The 23,906-nt window shown below is 72.5% G+C and carries 19 protein-coding genes and 1 riboswitch; of the genes, 10 read left to right on the top strand and 9 right to left on the bottom strand.

The window, feature by feature from the left end:
• Positions 1–11: 11 nt before the first annotated feature.
• Positions 12–1,292: a cytochrome P450 gene (locus tag ABT369_RS00430; protein ID WP_350609057.1), complete on the bottom strand. Its 1,281-nt coding sequence runs from the start codon at positions 1,290–1,292 to the stop codon at positions 12–14.
• A gap of 274 nt (positions 1,293–1,566) precedes the next feature.
• Between ABT369_RS00430 and ABT369_RS00425 the strand changes: the two genes are divergently transcribed.
• Positions 1,567–2,196: an alpha-ketoglutarate-dependent dioxygenase AlkB gene (locus tag ABT369_RS00425; protein ID WP_350609055.1), complete on the top strand. Its 630-nt coding sequence runs from the start codon at positions 1,567–1,569 to the stop codon at positions 2,194–2,196.
• Between the two features lie 239 nt (positions 2,197–2,435).
• Positions 2,436–2,570, top strand: coding sequence for a hypothetical protein (locus ABT369_RS00420; protein ID WP_350609053.1), 135 nt, complete (start codon positions 2,436–2,438; stop codon positions 2,568–2,570).
• A gap of 111 nt (positions 2,571–2,681) precedes the next feature.
• Here the strand turns inward: ABT369_RS00420 and ABT369_RS00415 are convergent, their stop codons facing one another.
• Positions 2,682–2,909, bottom strand: a complete 228-nt coding sequence (locus tag ABT369_RS00415) for a hypothetical protein (RefSeq protein ID WP_350609051.1) — start codon at positions 2,907–2,909, stop codon at positions 2,682–2,684.
• Between the two features lie 548 nt (positions 2,910–3,457).
• Positions 3,458–4,759 carry an ROK family protein gene (locus ABT369_RS00410; RefSeq protein WP_350609049.1) on the bottom strand — a complete coding sequence of 434 codons (1,302 nt, stop codon included), beginning with the start codon at positions 4,757–4,759 and terminating at the stop codon, positions 3,458–3,460.
• A gap of 723 nt (positions 4,760–5,482) precedes the next feature.
• Between ABT369_RS00410 and ABT369_RS00405 the strand changes: the two genes are divergently transcribed.
• Complete coding sequence (locus ABT369_RS00405) at positions 5,483–9,778, top strand: galactose-binding domain-containing protein (protein ID WP_350609047.1); 4,296 nt, start codon at positions 5,483–5,485, stop codon at positions 9,776–9,778.
• Positions 9,779–10,152: 374 nt separating this feature from the next.
• On the opposite strand, the gene ABT369_RS00400 is transcribed toward ABT369_RS00405, so the two are convergent.
• Both ABT369_RS00400 and ABT369_RS00395 read right to left on the bottom strand, forming a co-directional pair.
• Positions 10,153–11,055 carry a GlxA family transcriptional regulator gene (locus ABT369_RS00400; RefSeq protein ID WP_502891677.1) on the bottom strand — a complete coding sequence of 301 codons (903 nt, stop codon included), beginning with the start codon at positions 11,053–11,055 and terminating at the stop codon, positions 10,153–10,155.
• The gene (locus ABT369_RS00395) at positions 11,052–11,603 is read right to left on the bottom strand and encodes a cysteine hydrolase family protein (protein ID WP_350609045.1); all 552 of its coding nucleotides are present in this window, start codon (positions 11,601–11,603) and stop codon (positions 11,052–11,054) included. The genes ABT369_RS00400 and ABT369_RS00395 overlap by 4 nt, the downstream gene beginning before the upstream one ends.
• Before the next feature lie 149 nt (positions 11,604–11,752).
• Here ABT369_RS00395 and ABT369_RS00390 point away from each other — a divergent pair, with 149 nt between their 5' ends.
• Both ABT369_RS00390 and ABT369_RS00385 read left to right on the top strand, forming a co-directional pair.
• Complete coding sequence (locus ABT369_RS00390; protein WP_502891684.1) at positions 11,753–12,529, top strand: class I SAM-dependent methyltransferase; 777 nt, start codon at positions 11,753–11,755, stop codon at positions 12,527–12,529.
• Positions 12,530–12,606: 77 nt separating this feature from the next.
• Positions 12,607–13,437 carry a histidinol-phosphatase HisJ family protein gene (locus tag ABT369_RS00385; RefSeq protein WP_350609041.1) on the top strand — a complete coding sequence of 277 codons (831 nt, stop codon included), beginning with the start codon at positions 12,607–12,609 and terminating at the stop codon, positions 13,435–13,437.
• 7 nt (positions 13,438–13,444) lie between these two features.
• Here ABT369_RS00385 and ABT369_RS00380 read toward each other — a convergent pair whose 3' ends face one another.
• Together ABT369_RS00380 and ABT369_RS00375 are read right to left on the bottom strand one after the other, a co-directional pair.
• Positions 13,445–14,554, bottom strand: a complete 1,110-nt coding sequence (locus tag ABT369_RS00380; RefSeq protein ID WP_350609039.1) for a lytic polysaccharide monooxygenase — start codon at positions 14,552–14,554, stop codon at positions 13,445–13,447.
• Between the two features lie 209 nt (positions 14,555–14,763).
• The gene (locus ABT369_RS00375) at positions 14,764–15,351 is read right to left on the bottom strand and encodes a TetR/AcrR family transcriptional regulator (protein ID WP_350609037.1); all 588 of its coding nucleotides are present in this window, start codon (positions 15,349–15,351) and stop codon (positions 14,764–14,766) included.
• Positions 15,352–15,401: 50 nt separating this feature from the next.
• Between ABT369_RS00375 and ABT369_RS00370 the strand changes: the two genes are divergently transcribed.
• Positions 15,402–16,184: a class I SAM-dependent methyltransferase gene (locus ABT369_RS00370; RefSeq protein ID WP_350609035.1), complete on the top strand. Its 783-nt coding sequence runs from the start codon at positions 15,402–15,404 to the stop codon at positions 16,182–16,184.
• Positions 16,185–16,261: 77 nt separating this feature from the next.
• Here ABT369_RS00370 and cobN read toward each other — a convergent pair whose 3' ends face one another.
• The gene (gene cobN, locus ABT369_RS00365; RefSeq protein WP_350609033.1) at positions 16,262–19,810 is read right to left on the bottom strand and encodes a cobaltochelatase subunit CobN; all 3,549 of its coding nucleotides are present in this window, start codon (positions 19,808–19,810) and stop codon (positions 16,262–16,264) included.
• 37 nt (positions 19,811–19,847) lie between these two features.
• Positions 19,848–19,983, bottom strand: a riboswitch (cobalamin riboswitch).
• Between the two features lie 36 nt (positions 19,984–20,019).
• Between cobN and ABT369_RS00360 the strand changes: the two genes are divergently transcribed.
• The 4 genes from ABT369_RS00360 to ABT369_RS00345 all read left to right on the top strand — a co-directional run bounded on the left by ABT369_RS00360 (position 20,020) and on the right by ABT369_RS00345 (position 23,670).
• Positions 20,020–21,075: a ferredoxin-like domain-containing protein gene (locus ABT369_RS00360; protein WP_350609031.1), complete on the top strand. Its 1,056-nt coding sequence runs from the start codon at positions 20,020–20,022 to the stop codon at positions 21,073–21,075.
• A complete protein-coding gene (locus ABT369_RS00355) occupies positions 21,072–21,692 on the top strand; it encodes a precorrin-8X methylmutase (RefSeq protein ID WP_350609029.1) in 621 nt (206 codons plus the stop codon). The genes ABT369_RS00360 and ABT369_RS00355 overlap by 4 nt, the downstream gene beginning before the upstream one ends.
• Positions 21,689–23,200, top strand: coding sequence for a precorrin-2 C(20)-methyltransferase (locus ABT369_RS00350; protein WP_350609027.1), 1,512 nt, complete (start codon positions 21,689–21,691; stop codon positions 23,198–23,200). Before ABT369_RS00355 ends, ABT369_RS00350 begins: the two co-directional genes overlap by 4 nt.
• A 95-nt stretch (positions 23,201–23,295) precedes the next feature.
• Complete coding sequence (locus tag ABT369_RS00345; protein WP_350609025.1) at positions 23,296–23,670, top strand: hypothetical protein; 375 nt, start codon at positions 23,296–23,298, stop codon at positions 23,668–23,670.
• 69 nt (positions 23,671–23,739) lie between these two features.
• Here ABT369_RS00345 and ABT369_RS00340 read toward each other — a convergent pair whose 3' ends face one another.
• Positions 23,740–23,904, bottom strand: coding sequence for a hypothetical protein (locus ABT369_RS00340; RefSeq protein WP_502891676.1), 165 nt, complete (start codon positions 23,902–23,904; stop codon positions 23,740–23,742).
• Positions 23,905–23,906: the final 2 nt, after the last annotated feature.

The following is a 23,906-nucleotide window of genomic DNA, read 5'->3' as shown; positions in this document are numbered from 1 at the left end:
CGGAGCCCGCGTCAGGGACGGTCTACGGCAATGCGGAGGCCGCGCAGCTCGTACGCGCTGATGTCCGGCTTCATCGTCACCCTCGGCGGGCTGGTCATGCGCAGGCCCGGAAGCGCGAACAGGCGCGTGAGGAAGATGTCGGACTCCTGGATGGCGACGTACGCGCCGGGGCAGCGATGTGCGCCGTCGCCGAACGACAGTGCCGCCGGGGCCACGCCCTGCGCCAGGGGCCGGGACGGGCGGACGGCGCACGGGTCCGGGCCCACGGCGGCGGGGTCGAGGTTGGTGGCGTGCACGGCCACGTCGATGACGGCGCCGGCCGGGATCGTCTCGGTGCGCTCGCCGTCGGGCACGGTGATCGGGGCCGTGGCGCGGCGCTTGAGGTTGCCGACCACCGGCTCCAGGCGCAGCAGCTCGTGCAGGATGGCGTGGCGCGCGGGTTCGGGGCTGTGATGGTACCGTTGGCGCAGGTCCTGGTCTGTGAAGAGATGCCAGGCGGCCAGGTTGATGAATTCCCGCGTGGTCACCATGCCCGCGGCCGCGAACGTGATCACCTCGCCCAGGATCTCGCCGTCGCGGCAGCCTTCGTCCAGCAGGTGCGAGATCAGGTCGTCGCGTCGGGCCCGGCGGCGGGGGCGGATCGCCGGGCGCACGTCCTTGAGGTAGATCCCGAGGAACTGCACGTTCTGGCGCAGGAACCACCGCAGGCCGGCGAGGCTCGTGAACCCGGGGCGGCCGAACTTCTCCGGGAAGAAGCGCTCGAGCCGCGCGTCGATGCCTGGGCGGCTCTCGGTCAGCCCGATCACGGCGGCGGCCACGTCGATCGCGAGCCGGAAGCTGAGCGTGGAGAGCTCGGCCTCCCCGTCGCGGCGCAGGACGTCGAGCTGCCGCTCAGCGATCTCGACCATGAGCCCGCGATAGTGCTCGTCCACGCGGCGCGGGGTGAAGAACTTCGCGGTTTGCCGACGGTACTCCCGATGCTCCGCCCCATCCCGATAGAGCACGGGCCGGCGAATGCTGGGCGGCAGCTTCTCCACCGTCTCCACGCCGAGCCCCGCCTGCACGGTGTCGGCACTGCGCAGGACGGCCCGCCCGGCCGCGTGCCCGCACACGTGCCACACCCCGTCGTCACCGCGGACCACTCCCCCGCTGCCCACCCCCTGACCGCTCACGTCCTCACCGCTCACGCGGCCGCCGCTCAAGCCCTCGCCGCCCACTCCCCCGCCACGCACGTCCCCATCGCTCACGCGGCCGCCGCTGACGCCCTCGCCGCCCACATCCTGACCGCTCACGTCCTCACCGCTCACGCGGCCGCCGCTCAAGCCCTCGCCGCTCGCGCTCGCGACAGCGCTCGGACGCGGGCCGCCATCGCCTGGCCTCACCGGCTCACCCTCGACCGCGGCACGGGGACGGGACGCCTCATCGTCCCTGGTCACGGCCGGACAGCCGAACGGAACCGGACCCCGATCAACCTTGCGTGACGACCACATCGACATACTGTAAATCCCCAACCCGTTCGGCGGATTGCGCTCGTACTAGTGTTCGAACTCCGGTAGACTCGAAGCCATGATTGACCTCGCGTATCAGCCGTCGATGTTCGACGTCGCCGGCCCCTCGCTCGGGTCCCTGACCGGGCAGGTCACCCGCCACCACCTGAGCCGCGGCGCGTGGGTCGATCACCTGCCGGGCTGGGTGCTCGGGTCCGACGCCATCCTGCAGACGCTCCTGCACGAGGTGGACTGGCGGGCGGAACGGCGCAAGATGTATGACGACGTGGTCGACGTCCCCCGCCTGCTGCGGTGGTATCCCGCCGAGGAGACGCTCCCGCACCCGCTGCTGACGGAGGCCCGGCGCCGGCTCACGGCGCATTACGTGGAGGAGCTCGGCGAGCCCTTCATGACCGCCGGCATGTGCCTGTATCGCGACGGGCGCGACAGCGTCGCCTGGCACGGCGACACCATCGGACGAGGAGCCCGCTTCGACACGATGGTGGCGATCGTGTCATTCGGCTCCCCGCGCGCACTGCTGCTGCGGCCCCGCGGCGGCGGAGACAGCGTCCGCTTCCCGCTCGGCCACGGCGACCTGGTGGTGATGGGCGGTTCCTGCCAGCGGACCTGGGAGCATTGCATACCCAAGACGGCCCGCGCGGTCGGCCCCCGCGTGTCGGTGCAGTTCAGGCCGGCCGGAGTCGCCTGAGACCGGCCCACCGTCGGGGCACACGCACGCCAGACGAACACGGCCCCGGCCGGAATCGCCCGAGACCGGCCCACCGTCGAGGCACAGGCACGCCAGACGAACGCGGTCCCGGCCGAACAGGCCCCAGGGCGGGGCGTCCGCGGCCTCGAGCAGGTCGCGGTAGAAGCGCGCGGACGCGCCACGGGAGCCATCCGAGCCCTGCGCTCGCGCCACCACCCGTTCGTGGTGCGGAGCGGGCCGTGGACGTCTGCGCCTTTGTCGCCGGCGAGCCGGGAAACGAGCATGTGCCGCTGCACGACGACGGCGCGCACGCGGCGCTGAAGCTCATCGCTCTTCTCGAGGCACTCCTCAGCCGCTGTCCCACGCTGCGCTGATACACGATCGCCACTCCCGGTTCCCACGTTGCGCGGATACGCGATCGTCAGTCCCGGCGTTGTTGGCTTCGCGATTCGTGGACGCATTCGGCGGCAAGAGCAAAGTGTGCGCTATTTGCGATCGGGTGCGGCCTTAGGTCGGGTTTTCGGGTCAATTCTGGGATAATTCTTGGCATGGGCCAGCTGCAGTTTTTCACGCGAAGTGAAATAGCTGCCATGCGGGATCGGAGCCGGCGCCGGAACTACTCGCCCGCCGCTGAGCAGTTCCGGCGCGAACACGCCCGGCATCGCGATTGGGGACTCGCACAGCGGCACGCCGCGAAGCTGCGCCGCATCCACGGCGGCACCTCGCCAGCGACCCCCGCCGCCGCACCCCGCAAAGCAACCACACCCGAACCGACCGCCCCCGAACGCCCCAAAACCCCCACCACCGCACCCCACAAAGCAACCACACCCGAACCGACCGCCCCCGAACAGCCCAACATGGTCGCTGCGTTTGAACAGCCGGAGCAGCCACCGTCCGCGGACGAAGGCGGCGGGCGGCCGGCGGCGGTGGTTCGCGAGTCGACCGCCCCGCCTACCGCCGGGCCACATCGACCACCTTGGCCGCGTGCCGCGATTCGCCGAACGAGAACAAAGGCGACGGTGCCAAGCGCCGCGGCGGCAACGACGCCGGCACGGAGACGCATCCGGCACTTGCCGCCCCCCGGCCCAGCCCGATCCGCAAACCGCGGACCACACCTCACCGTCGAACCGTATCGCATTTCCGGAACGCTCCGACGGTGCCGAAAATGCCGCCGAATCCGCGATACCGGACCGCTCAAACAATACCCTCCAACGAACCCCCGACGACAATTCCGAACCCCGTCGAAACAGAGCGACGTGGATCAGGGGCCGGTCAGGAGAAGCGGGCGCGGGCCGCCACCCGGCTGGGGTTGTGCGGGGGTCAGCGTCACCGCCGTCGGGTCCTCGATCATGCGCTCCACCACCACGCCGGCGCCGCCTCTCGCGGCTGCGGTGAAGCCCAGGTGGGACGCTACGAAGTGGCATCTCGCGGCCGTTGAGGCCACCGCCAGGCGCGCCAGGTTCGCCTGGGCCGCGGGGATGAGATGGTCGGCCAGCTCGGCGAAGTAGCCGCCCAGGACGATCACCCTCGGGTTGAAGAGGTTGACCAGGATGGCGCCGCCGTGGCCCAGCCAGCGGCCCACCTCCTCCACGGCCCGCGTCGCCGCCTCGTCGCCGCGTTGCAGGCGGCGGCTGATCTCGGCGATGCGCTCCTGCGGGTCCGGGACGGGGTCGTCCGAGCGGCCGTAGGGCTCGTCCGGAGTGGCCTTGCGGACCAGTTCGGCCAGGCCCACCTTGGTCTCCCAGCAGCCGACCCGGCCGCAGCCGCAGGGGGTGCCGCCCGGCTCCACCGGCAGGTGGCCCACCTCGCCCGAGAAGCCGTCGGCGCCCCTGAGCAGGTGGCCGTTCACGATCACCCCGCCGCCGACGCCCACCTCGCCGGTCAGGTACACGAGGTCGTCGGTGCCGGCCGCCACGCCCCAGGTGTACTCGGCCAGCGCGGCCAGGTTGGCGTCGTTGTCCACGCCGACCCACAGGCCCGGCGCCAGGCCGTGCGCCAGCCTCGCCGCCACCGGGACGTCCCGCCAGCCCAGGTTCGGGGCCAGCACCACGACCCCTCGGGCCACGTCCACCAGGCCCGGCACCGCCACCGTCAGGCCGACCGGCGTCACGCCCCGGCGCACCAGCTCGGCCACGGAACGCCTCGCGGCCTCCGTCAGGTCCTCGAGGCAGCGCTCCACGTCGCGGTGCATGGCGTCGAAGCTCACGCGCTTCTCGATCACCGTGCGGCCGGTCAGGTCGGCGCCGTGGACGGCCAGGTAGTCGACGTTGATCTCGATGCCGATGGCGCCCACGTCCGGGCTCAGGGCGATCCCGCGGGCCGGGCGGGCGGCGCCCGAGGGGTCGGCTCCGATCTCCCGCACCAGGCGGCGGGTCAGCAGCTCGTCCACCAGGCTCGACACCGTCGCCTTGTGCAGGCCCGTCGCGGCGGCGATGGCGGCCCTCGACCTCGGGCCGTTCCTCCTGATGTGGCGCAGGGTTCTCGTCAGGTTGGTGCGGCGCAGGGCCAGCTGGTCGGTGGGCTCCTCCGCGGATCCGGCGCCCGCGCGTTCCTTGCTCACCATCGGCTCACCCCTGGGGCTCCAGCACGCGCGCGCCGACTCCTGCGGCGCCAACGACGTGAACACACGGCGGACCGGATTCGGCGCACGGGGCCTTGCCGAAGGGCCCGGGGCCGGGAGCAGCGCATCGACGCGGCTCACTCGTGGTCCGTCCGACGAATCAACCACGAAACGTCCCGGCTGCACCAGACCCGTGGGCAACGAATCGTCAACGTTTCGAAACACGGCGGGAGAGGGCCAACCACCCGCGCAGATTCCAACGCGTCAATCGAACGGGATGCCACACAACTCAAGAGTGCGAGCGATGACCGTTGACTTGCCGGTAGCTTGTCTGCAACATTTGGCGCAACGCAGTGCAAGATTCCTACAAGCGTCAGACAGACTTTCGCTACTCTCCGCAACTCGATCGCAGCCGAACCGCCAACGCGGCCCGATCGCCCATCACCCGCCTACGGAGAGGGTTGCCGTGCAGAGGGGCACGTCGCCGCACGGTCGCGGACCACCCACGCGGCCGCGCTTCACCACCTGCTGACCCCACAGATGAGCACAAACCCCCGTGGCCGCCCGCCGGCGCACCGCCAATCCCGCCCGCGCGCGGGAAGCGCCCAGCGAACACCGACGACGACCCCCGCCAATGCCTCTTGCCGTCCACCAACACAAGAGCAGGTCGAACTCGCCGCCACGCCGCACCGACCACCCCGCTCAGACGCATTGAGAAGGATCCCGATGAGCAGAAGGCTCGTGACGCGAAGGGTGCTCGCGGCGTTCGCCGTGGCCACCCTCGTCGCCGTGACGGCGCAGACGCTGCCGGCGCAGGCCGCCGGCGGCCCCAACCTCGCCAGTGGCCGCCCCGCCACCTCCAGCAGCACCAACGGCGCGAACGGCATCGGCAACATCAACGACGGCAACCAGGCCAGCTACTGGGAGAGCGCCAACAACTCCTGGCCGCAGTGGGCCCAGATCGACCTCGGCAGCGCCAAGAGCATCGACCAGATCAAGCTGAAGCTGCCCAACGACACCGCCTGGGCGACCCGCACCGAGACGCTGACCGTGACCGGCAGCCCCGACGGGACGAGCTTCTCCACGATCGTCGGCTCGACCGGATACGTGTTCAACCCGGCCTCCCAGAACACGGTCACGATCAGCTTCAACGCCACGACCACCCGGTACGTGCGGCTGAACTTCTCGGCCAACACCGGCTGGCCCGCGGCGCAGATCTCCGAGTTCGAGATCTACGGCGTGTCCACCACCGGCACCAACCTGGCCGCGGGCAAGACGTTCTCGGCCAGCAGCCAGAACGCGCAGTACGTCCCCGGCAACGGCGGCGACTCGAACCAGGACACCTACTGGGAGAGCTCCGGCGCCTTCCCGCAGTGGCTGCAGGTCGACCTCGGCTCCGCGGTGCCCGTCAGCTCCGTGGTGCTGAAGCTCCCCGCCGCCTGGGGCGCGCGCACCGAGACGCTGTCCGTGCAGGGCAGCACCACCGGCAGCTCGTTCTCGGACATCGTGGCGAGCAACGCGTACACCTTCGCGCCGGGCACGGGCAACACCGTGACGATCCCGTTCACGCAGACGACCACCCGGTACGTGCGGGTCAACATCACCGCGAACACCGGCTGGGCGGCCGCGCAGCTCTCGGAGCTGGAGGTGTACGGCCCCACGACCGGTGACACCCAGGCGCCGACCGCGCCCGGGAACCTCACCTACACCCAGCCGGCGAGCGGCCAGATCAAGCTGACCTGGACCGCCTCGACCGACAACAGCGGCTCCATCGCCGGGTACGACATCTACGCCAACGGCGCCCTGCGCACCAGCGTGGCGGGCAACATCCTGACGTACACCGACATGCAGCCCGACACCGCGACGGTCGCGTACTACGTCAAGGCCCGCGACGCCGCCGGCAACCAGTCGGCGAACTCGAACACGGTGACCCGCACCGGCACCAACCCCGACACCCAGGCGCCGACCGCGCCCGGGAACCTGGCCTACACCACGCCGGCCAGCGGCCAGATCAAGCTGACCTGGACCGCCTCGACCGACAACAGCGGCTCCATCGCCGGGTACGACGTCTACGCGAACAACTCGCTGCGCGGCTCGGTCGCGGGCAACGTGCTGACCTACACGGACAACCAGCCGGACACGGCCACGGTGTCGTACTACGTGAAGGCCCGCGACGCCGCCGGCAACGCCTCCGCGGCCAGCAACACGGTCACCCGCACCGGCACCGGCAACCCGCCGCCGGGGACCAACGTGGCGCTGGGCAAGCCGGTCGAGGCCAGCGGCTCGGTCTTCACCTTCGTGCCGGCCAACGCCAACGACAACAGCGTCACCACGTACTGGGAGGGCGCGGCCGGCTTCCCGGCGACCCTGACCGCGAAGCTCGGCTCGAACAACGACATCACCAAGATCACGCTCAAGCTCGACCCGAGCAGCGCGTGGGGCGCGCGGACCCAGAACATCCAGGTCCTCGGCCGCGAGCAGAGCGCGACCGGGTTCACCAACCTGGTGTCGGCGGCGGACTACCGCTTCGACCCGGCCACCGGCAACTCGGTCGACATCACCGTCTCGGCCCGGGTCGCGGACGTCCAGCTGAAGATCAACTCGAACACCGGCGCCCCGTCGGGCCAGATCGCCGAGTTCCAGATCTTCGGGGCCGCGGCGCCGAACCCGGACCTCCAGGTGACCGCGATCTCGTCCTCGCCGGCCTCGCCGGTCGAGACCGACTCGGTGAGCCTGACCGCCACGGTGAAGAACGCGGGCACGGCCGCCTCGGGCGCGACCAACGTCAACTTCTACCTCGGCACCGCCCAGGGCACCGTCCTGGCCGGCACCGCCAACGTGACCGGCCTCGCCGCCGGCGCGCAGGGCACGTTCACCGCGAACATCGGGCCACGCACCGCGGGCACGTACACGGTGAGCGCGAAGGTCGACGAGAGCAACTCGGTCATCGAGACCGACGAGGCCAACAACTCGTTCACCAGCGGCTCGAACCTCGTGGTGCAGCCGGTGCAGTCCTCGGACCTGGTCGCCGCCCCGGTGGCCTGGTCGCCGTCGAACCCGTCCGCGGGCAACACGGTCACCTTCAGCGTCGTCATCAAGAACCAGGGCACCCAGGCCAGCGGCTCGGGCGCGCACGGCATCACCCTGACGCTGAAGGACAACGCCGGCGCCACGGTCAAGACGCTGACGGGGTCGTACACCGGGACGCTCGCCGCCGGCGCCAGCTCCCCGGTCGTCACGCTCGGCACGTGGACCGCGGTCAACGGCAAGTACACGGTCACCACCGTCCTCGCCGCGGACACCAACGAGCTGTCGGTCAAGCAGGCCAACAACACCAGCGACAACCCGCTGTTCGTCGGGCGCGGCGCGAACATGCCCTACGACATGTACGAGGCCGAGGACGGCACCGTCGGCGGCGGCGCGCAGGTCGTCGGGCCGAACCGCACCATCGGTGACCTCGCCGGCGAGGCGTCGGGCCGCAAGGCGGTCACGCTGAACGGGACCGGGCAGTACGTGCAGTGGACCACGCGGCAGAGCACCAACACGGTGGTCGTGCGGTTCTCGATCCCGGACGGCACCACGTCGTCGGTCAACGTCTACGTCAACGGCTCCTTCGCCAAGGCGATCTCGCTGACGTCGAAGTACTCGTGGCTCTACGGCAACGAGGCGTCGCCGAGCAACTCCCCCGGCACCGGCCCCCGTCACATCTACGACGAGGCCAACGTCATGCTGGACAGCACGGTCAACGCCGGCAGCACCATCAAGCTGCAGAAGGACGCGGCCAACGGCGGCAACATCGCGGTCGACTTCATCAACACCGAGCAGGTCGCCCCGATCGCCAACCCGAACCCGGCCACGTACATCACCCCGGCCGGCTTCACCCAGCAGGACGTGCAGAACGCCTTCAACACCGCGACCCAGAGCAGCACCGCGGTCGGCGTCTACCTGCCGGCGGGCACCTACGTCACCACCGGCAAGTTCGACATCAACAGCAAGGGGATCCAGGTCGTCGGGGCCGGCCCGTGGTACACGAAGTTCACCACGCCGCAGGACCAGCAGAACACCGACGCCGGCTTCCGCGTCGCGACCTCGGCGAACGGCTCGACGTTCAAGAACCTGGCCTTCTTCGGCAACTACGTCGAGCGCATCGACGGCCCCGGCAAGGTGTGGGGCGAGCTGAAGGACAACCAGAACCTGACGATCGACAACGTCTGGGTCGAGCACACGGTCTGCATGTACTGGGGCGTGCACAACAGCGGCATCAACATCTCCAACAGCCGCATCCGGGACACGTTCGCCGACGGCATCAACTTCACGAACGACACGACCAACACCCACCTGAACAACATCGACGCCCGCTCCACCGGCGACGACTCGTTCGCGCTGTTCTCGGCGACCGACGGCGGCGGCTCGGTGGGCAACCACGACAACCTGTGGGAGAACCTGTCCGCGACGCTCACCTGGCGCGCGGCCGGCCTCGCGGTCTACGGCGGGTACAACAACACGTTCCGCAACATGTACATCGCGGACATGCTGACGTACTCGGCCATCACGATCAGCTCGCTGGACTTCGGCTACCCGTTCGTGGGCTTCGGCACCCAGCCGACCAACATCCAGAACGTGTCGCTCGTCCGCGACGGTGGCCACTTCTGGGGCCAGCAGGCCTTCGGCGCCATCTGGGTCTTCTCGGCCTCGAAGGTGTTCCGCGGGATCCGGGTGTCCGATGTGGACATCGTCGACCCGACGTACTCCGGCATCATGTTCCAGACGAAGTACACCGGCTCCTCGCCGGAGAACCCGGTGACGGACACGGTGTTCACCAACATCAGCATCTCCGGCGCCAAGCGGAGCGGTGACGCGTTCGACGCCAAGTCCGGCATCGGCATCTGGGTCAACGAGATGCCCGAGCCCGGCCAGGGCCCGGCGGTCGGCTCGGCGACGTTCAACCACCTGACGTTCTCCGGGAACGCCGAGAACATCAGGAACACGACCAGCACGTTCACGCTCACGATCAACCCGTAACACCACCGCACCAGGGGAACGGCCGCCGGATGCCATCCGGCGGCCGTTTCGTTTGATGCCCGCCAAGCACGTGGATGTCCATCCGGCGCGTCGATGTCGACGCGCCACGTTGATTTTCGTCAACCATGTTGATTTCGGCTCGGCGGGCCGACGTTCGTCAACCAGGTTGACGGCGGCTCACGCTCCAGCCTCAGGCACCGCAGCATGCACGCGTCAACGAACAGGCCGACGGCGGCGGCAGCGTCGCGGTAGGCGGCGCGCCGGAGACGCCGCGCACGAGACGCCGCGCACGAGACGCCGCGCAGGAGGCGGCGCGCACGCCCTGACCCTCAGGCGCCCAGCACGCACGCGTCAACGAACAGGCTGACGGCGGCTCACGCTCTAGCCCTCAGGCGCCGCAACATGCGCGCGTCCTCGAACCCGGCGGCGCGGGCGGCGGCCTCGACCGTCGCGCCGTGGCCGATGAGGTGCTCGGCCCGCTCGAGGCGAAGCACCTGCTGGTAGCGCAGCGGGGTCAATCCGGTCGCCTCGCCGAACGCGCGGGTCAGGGTCCGCTCGCTCACCCCGGCCGCGCCCGCGAGGTCGCGCAGCGGCAGGCGCTCGGCGAAGCGGCCGTCGATGACGTCCTGCACGCGGTGTACGACATCGCTCAGATGGTCCCGGTGGCGCAGCATCGCGCTGTGCTGGCGCTCGTCGCCGTTGCGGCGGGCGTAGACGACCATCTCGCGGGCCACCTGGGCGGCCACGGCCGGGCCGTGGCAGGTCGCCACCAGGTGCAACGCCAGGTCGATGCCGCTGGCGATGCCGGCCGAGGTGACGACCCGCTCGTCCACGACGTAGAGCACGTCGCGAACCACGCGGGCGTTCGGGTAACGCCGCGCGAGATGCTCCTGGAGCCCGTGGTGCGTCGTGCAGCGGCGGCCGTCGAGCAGGCCGGCCTGGCCCAGCGCGTCGGCGCCGGCGCAGACGCTCGCGACCGTCCCGCCGCCGGCGTGGTGGCCGGCGATCCTGGCCCGGGTCGATCCGGTCAGCCGGCCGTGCTCGCCCAGCCGGCTCGCGCGCCAGCCGGGGACGAGGATGAGGTCGTCGCGGGTGAGCGGCGGCCAGCCGGTCTGGGCGCGCAGGGGCAGGCCCTGCGCCGTGGGCACCTCCTCCCGCTCGGCCACGTAGTGCAGCTCGTAGCCGAGGCCGAGGTCGCGCACGGTGGAGAACACCTGTGCGGGGCCGGCCAGGTCGAGCAGGTGCACCTGCGGCACGAGCAGGAAGACGATCCTCACCGCGCGAGAACCTCCTTGACGGTGGCGATGGTGGCGAAGCGGCCGGCCAGAGCATATTCCGTGCGCGCGATGACGTCCTCGGTGCTCAGCGCCGGGCCGTCCGGGTCGCGGTGGGCGATCGGGAACGTCGCGGTCGCCTCGGTGACGAAGGTGACGTCGTAGCCCAGGTCGGCGGCGACGCGGGCGGTGGTCTCGCAGCACTGCTCGGTCTGGATGCCGGTGACGATCAGGTGCCGGACGCCCTCGGTGGTGAGCAGCTGCTGCAGGCCGGTCGTGGTGAACGCGTTGCGGCTGGTCTTGACGAGCTCGGGCTCGCCGGGCAGCGGCTCGAGGCCCTCGAGGTAGCGCAGGTGGCCGCGCTGCGGGTCGAAGACGGTGCCGGTGCCGGGCTCGGAGTGCAGCACCCACACGACGAGGTCGCCGCGCTCGCGGGCGGCGGCGATGAGCGGGGCCACCGTGGCGGCGATGCCCGGGTTGGAGATGTCCGCCCAGCTGGGCCGCTGCCGGAAGGACTCCTGGATGTCGATGACGAGCAGTGCGCTTCTCATGCCGTCGATCCTGCGCGCGTCCCGCCGGTTGAGCCAGGGCCGGGCCGGGCTCGAAACGGACCGATCCGGTCATGGCGCGATCTCATTATTCGGGACAGGCGTTCCGAAGTTTGAGAAGACGGGGCTAGCGTACGAGCATGCCTACGAACGTGTACACCCACGGGCACCACGAGTCGGTGCTGCGCTCCCACCGCTGGCGCACCGCCGAGAACTCCGCCGCCTACCTGCTGCCGGTGCTCATCAAGAAGATGCGCGTGCTCGACGTCGGGGCCGGTCCGGCCACCATCACCCGCGACCTGGCCGCACGCGTCGCGCACGTCACCGCGCTCGAGGTCAACGAGGAGGCGGTCGGGGTGGCCCGGGAGGGGCTCGCCGGCGTGGAGAACGCCGACGTGGTGCTCGGCGACGTGCACGCGCTGCCGTTCCCCGACGACACGTTCTGCGTGGTGCACGCCCACCAGGTGCTGCAGCACGTCGCCGACCCGGTGGCGGCCCTGCGCGAGATGCGCCGCGTGTGCAAGCCGGGCGGCTACGTGGCCGTGCGTGACAGCGACTACGCGGCGTTCACGTGGTACCCCCAGCCGCCCGAGCTCGACGACTGGATGGCCCTGTACCAGCGGATGGCCCGCGCCAACGGCGGCGAGCCGGACGCCGGCCGGCGGCTGCTGGCCTGGGCGCACGCGGCCGGGTTCACCGCCGTGACCGCGACGTCGAGCACCTGGTGCTTCGCCGACGAGCAGGACCGCGCGTGGTGGGGCGGGATGTGGGCCGACCGGGTGCGGGAGTCGGCGATGGCCCGGCAGGCGCTTGCGGCCGGGGTGGCGCAGGAGGAGCTGGACCGGCTGTCCGAGGGCTGGAAGCAGTGGGCGGGCGATCCCGACGGCTGGATGTCCCTGCTGCACGGCGAAATCCTGGCCCGGCCGTAGTTGAGCCCAAGCCGTAGCTGAGCCCAAGCCGTAGTTGAGCCCAAGCCGTAGTTGGGCCCGGCCGTAGCATTGGGCGCGTGAGCCAGCTTCCCGCCGACCTGCACACGCACTCCCAGTTCTCCTGGGACACCGACACCGGCGACATGGAGGGCTCGTGCGCGCGGGCGGTCCAGCTCGGGCTCCCGGCGATCGCGTTCACCGAGCACACCGACTTCGTGTCGTGGACGGTGGACCCGGACACGGTGCCGGACCGGTGGACCCCGCACATGGCCGACCCGGCGCACCTGGCGCCGCCGCCGCTGGACGTGGACGGCTACCTGGCGGCGATCGAGCGGTGCCGCGCGAAGTACCCGTCGCTGCGCATCATCACCGGGGTCGAGCTCGGCGAGCCGCACTGGTTCGCCGAGCCGGCCGCCGCGCTGCTCGCGAGCGCGCCGTTCGAGCGGGTGATCGGCTCGCTGCACTCGGTGCGCGTGGGCGACGAGGATCGGCTCGTCGAGGACGAGTACGGCTCCCGGGGCGTCTCCGAGGTGCTGCGCGACTACTTCGCCGAGGTCGTGCGCATGCTGGAGTCCTTCGGCGACTTCTCGACGCTCACGCACCTGGACTACCCGGTGCGGTACGTGCCCGAGGGCCACGTGTTCCGCATCGAGGACTACGAGGACGAGGTGCGGCAGGTGCTGAAGACCCTCGCCGGGCAGTCCCGCGCGCTGGAGATCAACACCCGCCGCACGCTCGAGCCCACGCTGCTGCGGTGGTGGCGCGAGGCCGGTGGCGCCGCCGTGAGCTTCGGCAGCGACGCGCACCGGCCCGAGGCGGTGGCGGCCGGGTTCGCCGACGCCGCCGCGCTCGCGGAGGCGACCGGGTTCCGGCCCGGCCGCCACCCGTACGACCACTGGATCCGCTGAGCGAGCGCTACGCCGCGCTACACGTCAGCGCCGGCGGGTTGTTCGTGCCCGTCCACGTGCCGTTGAACCCGAAGCTCGTGCTCTGCCCCGCGCTCAGCCGGCCGTTGTAGCTCGCGTTGACCGCGGTGACCGTGGAGCCGCTGCTCGTCAGCGTGGCGTTCCAGTAGCTGCTCACGGTCTGGCCGTTGGCGAAGGTCATCTTCACCGTCCAGGTGCTGATGCCCGCCGAGCCGGCGGCGACCTTCACGTCCGCGCCGAAGCCGCCCGCCCACTCCGACGTCTTCGTGAAGGTCGCGGCGCACGCGCCGGTGACCGGCGGGGTCGAGGCCGAGGCCGAGGCGGACGCCGAGCGGCTGGCCGACGGCGAGGTGCTCGCGGAGCGCGACGGCGAGGCGGACGCCGACGGGGACTTCGAGGGCGAGGCCGACGGCGAGCCCGTCCCGCCGCCGGTGCCGGTGAAGATGACGTCGCTGCACAGGTAGTACGACTGGTCCAGGTGGCTGGCCTGCCAGATCGTGTAGATCACGTGCCGGCCCGTGCGGGTGCCGGCGTCGACCTCCGCCTGGTACTGCGGCGCGGGCGCGTACCGGGCGGTGCGCTGGATGAGCTCCAGGCTGTTCCAGGTCAGCGGCTGCGTGGCCGGGTCGAAGCCCTGCTTCGTGATGTAGATGAGCAGGTAGTCCGCGCCGTGCTGGGCCTGGTCGGTCAGCGTGAGCGTGAACTTGTTCGGCTTCGTCGCGGCGACCCACGGGCCGACGGTGTCCAGGGAGGCGTAGAAGCCGTTCTGCGTACGGCCTCCGCTGCACAGCTGCCCGTCGGGGATGGCGGCCTGGTGGTTGCCGGCGACGCCCTCGCGGTAGAGGCCGTTCCAGTTCCACATCGTGTTCGGGTTGGCCTGCCAGGCCTGGGCGCACATCGGGTCGGTGTCGGCCATGTGCGGGTTCTGGAAGTCGGAGCCCCAGCGGGCCCAGCAGCCGTAGTTGCGGGACGGGGGATCGGTGAGCGAGCCGTGCGCGGCGGCCGGGGTGGGCCGGTCGAGCACGGTCAGGCCCAGGGCGGCGGTGACCACGACGAGGGCCCCGACCGCGAGGCGCCGGGCGGTCGATGAAAGTTGCATCGGTACTCCTCGGGGGTGCGCTGCCGCCGTCGCGCATCCGGGCGCGGCGGCGACGCGGCTGACATTCGGACGGACCATGTCAACGCGCGCGGCTCCCGCCGGGCAGGGTAGCCGGTTAAACGAGGAATGTGAATATCTGTGGGGGCCGGTTCACCCGGGGACCAGGTCGAGGTCCGGGGATGGCCCGGTGCGGTCGGCGAAGAGCAGGTTCACCCGGGGACCAGGTCGAGCACGCCGCGGACCGTGCGCTCGACCGCCGCGCGGTCCGGGGTCGGCCCGGTGCGGTCGGCGAAGAGCAGGTGCGCGGAGCCGATGAGCATCGCGCCCAGGGTCTGCGGGTCGGCGCCGGGCGCGAGGCGGCCCAGGTCGCGCTCGGCGGCCAGGTAGTCGCCGAGCATGACGGCGGCGTCGGTGAGCACCGGCACGCCGGCCGGCCAGGTCTCGCGCAGCCGCGCGCGCAGCTCGTCGCGGAAGGTGATCAGGGCGACGATGGCGACCGCGACCGAGCCGAAGACGCCGATGAGGGCGTCGGCCACGTTGCCGGCGACGGTGCCGCCGCCCGCCGCGGACCGCAGCGCCTCGGCCTGCGGCGCCATGCGGTGCGCGCGGTCGAGCACGAACTCGGCCAGGAACGCGTCGAAGTCGGCGAAGTGCTTGTGCAGGACGCCCTTGGCGACCGCCGCCTCGGTCGTCACCGCGCGGCTGGTCAGGCCGCTCGGGCCGTCGCGCAGCAGGATGCGGTCGGCGGCGGCGAACAGCTGCTCGCGGACGTCGCGGATGGCCACCCCGGTCGGCACGTGTGCAACCCTCCATTGCCTAGTGGGCACTTGCCCATTAAGGTGGGCGCATGCCCACTCTACCGTCATCCGAGCACTCACATGAGCAGCGGGCGGTCGCGGAGTCCTTCGGCGCCGACGCCGAGCGCTACAACCGCGCCCGCCCCGGCTACCCCGCCGCGCTGATCGAGCGCATCCTCGCCGGCAGCCCCGGCCGGACGGTGCTCGACGTCGGCTGCGGCACCGGGATCGTCGCGCGGCAGCTGCAGGCCGCCGGGTGCTCGGTGCTCGGCGTCGACCCCGACCCGCGCATGGCCGAGGTGGCGCGCCGGCAGGGGCTCGAGGTCGAGGTGGCGAGGATCGAGGCGTGGGACCCGGCCGGGCGCGCCTTCGACGCCGTCGTCGCCGGGCAGACCTGGCACTGGGTCGAGCCGGTCGGGGGCGCGGCCACGGCGGCGCGGGCACTGCGGCCGGGCGGGCTGCTCGCGCTGTTCTGGAACGGCGTCGAGCCGCCGCCGGAGGTCGCCGAGGCGACCGGGGACGCCTTGCGCGAACACATCCCGGTGCCGGGCCGGTTCTCGTTCGGCGGCGAGGCGTACCGCCCCCTCGCCGACCGGGCCGCCGAGGGCATGCGGACGGCGGGCGGGTTCGGCGAGCCGGAGCCGTGGACGTTCCCGTGGCGGCGCGACTACACCCGCGACGAATGGCTCGAGCAGGTCTCCACCTCCGGCGGCGTGAACCGGCTCCCGGCCGAGACCCTCGCCGGCGTCCTGGCAAAGGTGGGCCGGGCGATCCCCGACGCGTTCCCGGTCGTCTACAGCACCGTCGCGGTCGCGGCCCGCCGAAGCAGCTAGCGGTCGCGGCCCGCCGAAGCAGCTAGCGGTCGCGGCCCGCCGAAGCAGCTAACGGTCGCGGCCCCGGCGAGGCTGGGCTACACGTCCTCGAGGTCGCCCTCCGTCTGGAGGTACACCTCGCGCAGACCGTCCAGAGTGGACTGCTCGGGGTGCTCCCACAGGCCCCGGTCGGCCGCCTCCAGCAGCCGCTCGGCGATCCCGTGCAGCGCCCAGGGGTTCGACTCGGTCAGGAACTTGTGGTTGTCCGGGTCGAACACGTAGGACTCGGCCAGCTTCTCGTACATCCAGTCGGCCACGACCCCGGCGGTGGCGTCGAAGCCGAAGAGGTAGTCGACGGTGGCCGCGAGCTCGAACGCGCCCTTGTAGCCGTGCCGGCGCATCGCCGCGAGCCAGCGCGGGTTGACGACCCGGGCCCGGAACACCCGCGCGGTCTCCTCGCTCAGCGTCCGGGTGCGCACGGCGTCCGGGTTCGTGCTGTCGCCGACGTACGCCGCGGGCGCCTTCCCGGTGAGGGCGCGCACGGTCGCCACCATGCCGCCGTGGTACTGGAAGTAGTCGTCCGAGTCCGCGATGTCGTGCTCGCGCGTGTCGGTGTTCTTGACCGCGACGCTGATCCGCTTGTACGCGCCCTCCATGTCGGCCCGCGCCTCGATCCCGTCGACGCCGCGGCCGTACGCGTAGCCGCCCCAGACCGCGTAGACCTCGGCGAGGTCGCGGTCGTCGCGCCAGTTCCGGCTGTCGATGAGCGGGAGGATGCCGGCCCCGTAGGCGCCCGGCTTGGAGCCGAACACGCGCAGCGAGGCCCGGCGCGCGTCGCCGTGCTCGGCGACGTCGGCCTCGATGTGCGCCTTGACGAAGTTCTCCTCCGGCGACTCCCCCGGGGCCGAGGCCGCGAGCTGGACGGCGTCGTCGAGCAGGGCGACCACGTGCGGGAAGGCGTCGCGGAAGAAGCCGGAGATGCGCATGGTCACGTCGATGCGCGGGCGGCCCAGCTCGGCGAGGTCGATCAGCTCCAGGCGGGTGACCCGGCGCGAGGCCTCGTCCCAGACCGGGCGTACCCCGAGCAGCGCCAGGGCCTCGGCGATGTCGTCGCCGGCGGTGCGCATGGCGCTGGTGCCCCACATCGACAGCCCGACGGAGCGGGGCCAGTCGCCGTGGTCGGCCCGGTACCGCGTGAGCAGCGAATCGGCCATCGCCTGCCCGGTCTCCCAGGCCAGTCGCGAGGGGACGGCCTTGGGGTCCACGGAGTAGAAGTTGCGCCCGGTCGGCAGCACGTTGATGAGCCCGCGCAGCGGGGACCCGCTCGGCCCGGCGGGCACGTAGCCGCCGTCGAGCGCGTGCAGCACCATCGTCAGCTCGTCGGTGGTGCGGGCCAGGCGCGGCACGATCTCCTCGGCAGCGAAGCGCAGGACACGTACGACATCCGGATTGTCGGAAATATCCGACAAATCGGAGACAGCCCAATCGCGAGCTTCCATCGCCGCGACAAGCGCGCGGGCGCGCGACTCGACGTCGTCGACCGCAGCCCGATCCACAGTGGACTCATCGTGCCCCAGTGCCTCGCGCAGGCCGGGCAGGGCCGCCACCTGGCCGCCCCACATCTGGCGGGCCCGCAGCATCGCCAGCACCAGGTCGATCCGCGCCTCGCCGGAGGGGGCCTGGCCGAGCACGTGCAGGCCGTCGCGGATCTGCACGTCCTTGACCTCGCACAGCCAGCCGTCGACGTGCAGCAGGAAGTCGTCGAACTCGGCGTCGTGCGGCCGGTCGTCCAGGCCCAGGTCGTGGTCGAGCTTCGCGGCCTGGATGAGCGTCCAGATCTGGGCCCGGATCGCCGGCAGCTTGGCCGGGTCGAGCGCGGCGATGTTCGCGTGCTCGTCGAGCAGCTGTTCGAGGCGGGCGATGTCGCCGTAGGTGTCCGCCCGGGCCATCGGCGGCACCAGGTGGTCGACGAGCGTGGCATGGGCGCGGCGCTTGGCCTGGGTGCCCTCGCCGGGGTCGTTGACGAGGAACGGGTAGATGAGCGGCAGGTTGCCCAGGGCCGCGTCCGCGCCGCAGCCGGCCGACAGCCCGACCGTCTTGCCCGGCAGCCACTCGAGGTTGCCGTGCTTGCCGACGTGCACGACGGCGTGGGCGCCGAAGGAGTCGGCGAGCCAGCGGTAGGCGGCGAGATAGTGGTGCGACGGCGGCAGGTCCGGGTCGTGGTAGATGGCCACCGGGTTCTCGCCGAACCCGCGCGGCGGCTGCACCATCACCACGACGTTGCCCCGCCGCAGCGCGGCGAGCACGATGTCGCCGTTGTCCGGGTCCACGAACAGCTCGCCCGGGGCCGGGCCCCAGTGCTGCTCCATCCCGGCGCGCAGGTCCTCCGGCAGCGTCTCGAAGAACGCCCGGTAGCGCTCGGCCGGAATCCGCACCGGGTTGCCGCGCAGTTGCTCCTCGGTGAGCCAGTTGACGTCCTGGCCGCCGGCCGCGATGAGCTCGTGGATGAGCGCGTCGCCGTCGGACGGGAAGCCCTCGCCGAGGTCGTAGCCGCGCTCGGCCAGCGCGGCCAGCAGCCGCACGACGCTCGCGGGCGTGTCGAGGCCGACGGCGTTGCCGATCCGCGAGTGCTTCGTCGGGTACGCGCTGAGCATCACCACGATCCGCTTGTCCGCGTTCGCCAGGCCCCGCAGGCGCGCGTGGGCCGCGGCGATCCCCGCCACCCGGCCCGCCCGCTCGGGATCGGCGACGTAGACGGTGAGGCCGTCCTCGTCGATCTCCTTGAACGAGAACGGCACCGTGATGAGCCGCCCGTCGAACTCCGGGATGGCGACCTGGGTCGCGGTGTCCAGCGGCGAGAGCCCGTCGTCGTTACCGTCCCACGTCTCGCGGCTGCTGGTCAGGCACAGGCCCTGCAGGATCGGCACGTCCAGGGCGGCGAGCGCGCCCACGTCCCAGGCCTCGTCCTCGCCGCCGGCCTGCGCGTCGGCCGGGCGGGTGCCGCCGGCCGCGAGCACGGTCACGATGAGCGCGTCGGCCCGGCCCAGGGTGCCGAGCAGCTCGGGCGGGGCGGTGCGCAGGGAGGCGGCGAAGACCGGCAGGGGCCGTACACCTTCCGCCTCCAGCGCGGCGCAGAGGCCCTCGACGAACGCGGTGTTCCCGGCGACGTGGTGGGCCCGGTAGTAGATGACGGCGACCGTCGGCCCGTCCACCGGCGCGGCCTCGCGGTCCAGCACGCCCCACGCGGGGGTCTCGACCGGGGCGGCGAAGCCGTGGCCGGTGAGCAGGACGGTGTCGCAGAGGAAGCGGTGCAGCTCGGCGAGGTTGGCGGCGCCGCCGAAGGCCAGGTAGGCGTGGGCCTGCGCGGCGAGGCCGGCCGGGACCGTGGAGTGGCTCATGAGCTCGGCGTCGGGGGCCTGTTCGCCGCCGAGGACGACCACCGGGAGCCCGGTCGCCAGGAGCGCGTCGAAGCCCTCCTGCCAGTCGCGGTACCCCCCGAGGAACCGCACCACGACCAGCTCCGCGCCCTCGGCGAGCCCCGGCAGGTCCTCGACCGCCGTGCGCGAGGGGTTGGCCAGGCGCCACGCGGCACCACTGGCCCGGGCGCTGAGCAGGTCGGTGTCGGACGTCGACAACAGCAGGATCACGCCGGGTCCTCCCTCGGGGTCCGCGCCCCAAGACGGTGGGATGGGTCCGGCGGCGGAGAGTATCCTGGCTTGCCGGAAATCGTCTCTCCGGTTCACAGTGGCGGGACCGTCCCGGATTCGCACCGGGTTCCTCCACGTCGCCGTTGCACAGCGCCGTCAACTCTTCAGGACGAGCGTGTGTGCCGTCAAGCGCAGGTAGTATCCGCCGCGTGCAGGCTCCCAGCGGACGCGACGCCCCCGACCGGTGCCCCGGCGCCGTGCAGGTCCACGCGGCCGCCGACGGCGGGCTGGCGCGCGTCCGGCTGCCCGGCGGGCGGCTCACCGCCGCGGGGCTGACGGTCCTGCGCACCGCCGCGGCCGAGCTCGGCGATCCGGCGCTGGAGCTCACCTCGCGCGGAAACGTGCAGGTCAGGGCGTTGAGGCCGGGGGCCGAGCACGAGCTCGCGGCCCGGCTCACCGACGCCGGGCTGCTGCCGTCGGCCACCCACGAGCGGGTCCGCAACATCGTCGCCAGCCCGCTGAGCGCGGCCGTGCGCCCCCTGGTCGCGGCGTTCGACGCGCTGCTGTGCGCCACGCCGGCCCTCGCGGGGCTGCCGGGCCGGTTCCTGGCCACCGTCGACGACGGCCGCGGGGACGTGACGCCGCTGCTCGGCGACGTGGGCCTGCACGGTTCCCGGCTGACCCTGGCCGGTCGCCCCACCGCGCGGCACGGCGGCCCTGAGCTGCTCGTTTGCGCCGCCGAGGCGTTCCTGGCCGAGCGCGCCGCGCAGGCCTCGAGGGCGTGGCGGCTGGCCGAGCTGGACGACGGCCCGGCGCGCGTCGCCGCGCGGCTGGGCACCACCGTCTCGGACATTCCGCTCACCCGGCTGGACCCGCCCGAGCCCGGCATCCATGGCTCGTCCGCCGTGCTCGCCGTGCCGCTCGGACTGCTCACGCCGGCCCAGTCCGCGGCGCTGGCCGGAGAGATCATCGTCACGCCATGGCGCACCGTGGTCGTGCCCACATCGACGATGCCGCAAGCTGTGGCGTCCGGGCTCGTCGCGGACCCGGCCTCGCCGTGGGCCGGGGTGACGGCGTGCGCGGGCCGGCCGGGGTGTGCCAAGGCGCTCGCCGACGTTCGCGCGGACGCCCGGGCCTCGGTGCTCGCGGGCTCCTCGGAGCCGGCGCACTGGGTGGGCTGCGAGCGGCGCTGTGGCGCACCGAAGGGAAGGCACGTGGAGATGTTGGCGACGGCGTCCGGCTACCAGCGCAGCGTGCGCGGATGAGCGACTACATCCGCGACGGCGCCGAGATCTACCGGCGCTCGTTCGCGACCATCCGGGCCGAGGCCGACCTGTCCGGGCTGCCGGCCGACGTCGCCCAGGTGACGGTCCGCATGATCCACGCCTGCGGCATGGTCGACCTCCCCGCCGACGTCGGCTACTCCCCCGGCGTGGTCGCGGCCGCGCGCGCCGCGCTGCGGTCGGGCGCGCCGATCCTGTGCGACGCCGAGATGGTCGCGTCGGGGGTGACCCGGGCGCGGCTGCCCCGCGACAACGAGGTCGTGTGCACGCTGCGCGATCCGGCGGTACCGGCGCTGGCCTCGACCCTGGGCAACACGCGCAGCGCGGCCGCGCTCGAACTGTGGCGGGGCCGCATCGACGGCGCCGTCGTGGCCGTCGGCAACGCGCCCACCGCCCTGTTCCGGCTGCTGGAGATGGTCGCTGAGGGGGCCGGCACGCCCGCCGCGGTGATCGGCATCCCGGTCGGGTTCATCGGCGCCGCCGAGTCGAAGGCGGCCCTGGCCGAGTCCGGCCTCGAGCACCTCGTGGTGCACGGCCGCCGGGGCGGCAGCGCGATGACGGCCGCCGCCGTCAACGCCATCGCGAGCGAGAAGGAATGATCACGGTGGAGACTGGGCGGCTGTACGGGGTGGGCCTCGGCCCCGGCGACCCGGAGCTGATGACGGTCAAGGCGGCCCGGCTCGTCGCGGCCGCGCCCGTCGTCGCCTATCACAGCGCCCGCCACGGCCGCAGCATCGCCCGCGCGATCGCCGCGCCCTACCTGCGCCCGGAGCAGGTCGAGGAGGCCCTGGTCTACCCGGTGACGACCGAGGACACGCCCGACTACCGGGGCGTGATCGAGGAGCACTACGACGCGTGGGCGGCGCGGCTGGCCGTCCACCTCGACGCCGGCCGGGACGTGGTCGTGCTGTGCGAGGGTGACCCGCTGTTCTACGGCTCCTACATGCACATGCACAAGCGGCTGTCGCAGCGGTACCGCACCGAGGTCGTCCCCGGCGTGACGTCCGTGGCCGGCGCCTCCGCGGTGCTGGGCCGCCCGCTGGTCGAGCGGGACGAGGTGCTGACCGTGCTGCCCGGCACCCTGCCCGCCGACGCGCTCGCCGAGCGCCTCGCCGCGACCGACTCGGCCGCGGTGATGAAGCTGGGCCGCACCTTCGGCAAGGTCCGCGACGCGCTCGAGCGGGCGGGCCGGCTGGACGAGGCCTGGTACGTCGAGCGCGCCACCACCGCCGGCGAGCGCGTCGCCCCGCTGGCCGAGGTGGACCCGGCGACGGTGCCGTACTTCTCGATCGCCCTGCTGCCGTCCCGCGTCCACGACGAGACCGCCGCGGCACTGGCCGAGCGGCCCGCACCGGGGTCCGCGGGCGAGGTGGTGGTGGTCGGCCTCGGCCCGGCCGGCCGCGACTGGCTCACGCCGCAGGCCCAGGCCGCGCTCGCCGCCGCGGACGATCTCGTGGGGTATGGGCCGTACCTGGCCCGGGTCCCCGGCAACCCCCGCCAGCGCCGGCACGCCTCCGACAACCGGGTCGAGGCCGAGCGCGCCGAGTTCGCCCTGGCCCTGGCCAAGGAGGGGCGCCGGGTCGCGGTCGTCTCCTCCGGCGACCCGGGCGTCTTCGCGATGGCCGCCGCGGTGCTGGAGGTCGCGGCCGAGCCGCGCTGGAAGGACGTCCCCGTCCGGGTCCTGCCGGGCCTGACCGCGGCCCAGGCCGTGGCCAGCCGCGCCGGCGCCCCGCTGGGCCACGACTTCTGCGTGCTGTCGCTGTCGGACCGCCTCAAGCCCTGGGACGTCATCGCGGGCCGCCTCGAGGCCGCGGCCCGGGCCGACCTCGTGATCGCCGTCTACAACCCCGGCTCGAAGTCGCGCACGTGGCAGGTCGAGGCGGCCAAGGCGCTCCTGCTCACCCACCGGCCGGCCGGCACGCCCGTCGTCATCGGCCGCGACGTGGGCGGCCCGGAGGAGTCGGTGCGCGTGGTCGCCCTGGCCGACCTGGAGCCCTCCGAGGTGGACATGCGCACGCTGCTCATCATCGGCTCGTCCCAGACGCGGGTCCGCGAGCGCGACGGCGAGCCGCCGGTGGTCTGGACGCCGCGGCGCTATCCCGCCTGAGCGGGGTGGCGCGGTTTGGGGATACGCGGGCCGGGGCCGGGCGCCTATCGTTTCAGCCGAACACCCACCGCGACATTTCCCGAAGGACGGACAGCATGAGCGACTACGACGACGGCGGCCAGCTCGACCCCGGCTTCCACGGCGACGAGCAGCCGGACTTCGCCGGCCAGGGCGCCGACTTCGGCCACTTCGAGGCCGGCCAGGACCACAGCGCGATGGAGCAGCTGCACGCGGACCACGGCTCGGAGACGGACTTCGGCCAGCAGTTCGGCGTGTTCGAGCACGACACCCACCAGGCCGAGTCGACCGCGCTCGAGCAGGGTCACCACGAGGCGTACAGCGCCGGCTACGACGAGGGCGAGTCGCCGTCGTTCACCGGTGGCGACATCGACGACCTGCACGCCCGCCTCGGCAACCTCGGCGGCCCGGACACCACCGGCCAGGCCGGCCTCGGCGTCGCCTCCAACTGACGCAAGCCCCGGAGCCTGGCCGCGGTCATCGGACCGCGGCCAGGCTCACGCGCGTGCGGCCAGGTCGAGTCATCGGCACCGCCGCCAGGTCGAGGCCGGCGAGCCGTCCGCCTCGGCCCAGGCCCGCTGCACCGCGTAGGCCGCGGCCACGTCGCCGGGCGGCAGGAGCCCGCGCACCGGCGGGCAGGGGACGCCGGAGGCCCGCGCCTGAAGCAGGCAGGACAGCGCGTCCACGC

Source organism: Dactylosporangium sp. NPDC000244, from assembly GCF_040300725.1.
Taxonomy (GTDB): Bacteria; Actinomycetota; Actinomycetes; order Mycobacteriales; family Micromonosporaceae; genus Dactylosporangium.
The sequence above is the reverse complement of the archived record's forward strand: the minus strand, read 5'-3'. Positions and strand labels throughout refer to the sequence as shown.

Coding starts and splice junctions, on each gene's coding strand:
- ABT369_RS00425 (WP_350609055.1), top strand. CDS start 1,567: ATGATTGACCTCGCGTATCAGCCGTCGATGTTCGACGTCGCCGGCCCC.
- ABT369_RS00410 (WP_350609049.1), bottom strand. CDS start 4,759: ATGGTGAGCAAGGAACGCGCGGGCGCCGGATCCGCGGAGGAGCCCACC.
- ABT369_RS00405 (WP_350609047.1), top strand. CDS start 5,483: ATGAGCAGAAGGCTCGTGACGCGAAGGGTGCTCGCGGCGTTCGCCGTG.
- ABT369_RS00395 (WP_350609045.1), bottom strand. CDS start 11,603: ATGAGAAGCGCACTGCTCGTCATCGACATCCAGGAGTCCTTCCGGCAG.
- ABT369_RS00380 (WP_350609039.1), bottom strand. CDS start 14,554: ATGCAACTTTCATCGACCGCCCGGCGCCTCGCGGTCGGGGCCCTCGTC.
- ABT369_RS00370 (WP_350609035.1), top strand. CDS start 15,402: ATGCCCACTCTACCGTCATCCGAGCACTCACATGAGCAGCGGGCGGTC.
- ABT369_RS00355 (WP_350609029.1), top strand. CDS start 21,072: ATGAGCGACTACATCCGCGACGGCGCCGAGATCTACCGGCGCTCGTTC.
- ABT369_RS00350 (WP_350609027.1), top strand. CDS start 21,689: ATGATCACGGTGGAGACTGGGCGGCTGTACGGGGTGGGCCTCGGCCCC.
- ABT369_RS00345 (WP_350609025.1), top strand. CDS start 23,296: ATGAGCGACTACGACGACGGCGGCCAGCTCGACCCCGGCTTCCACGGC.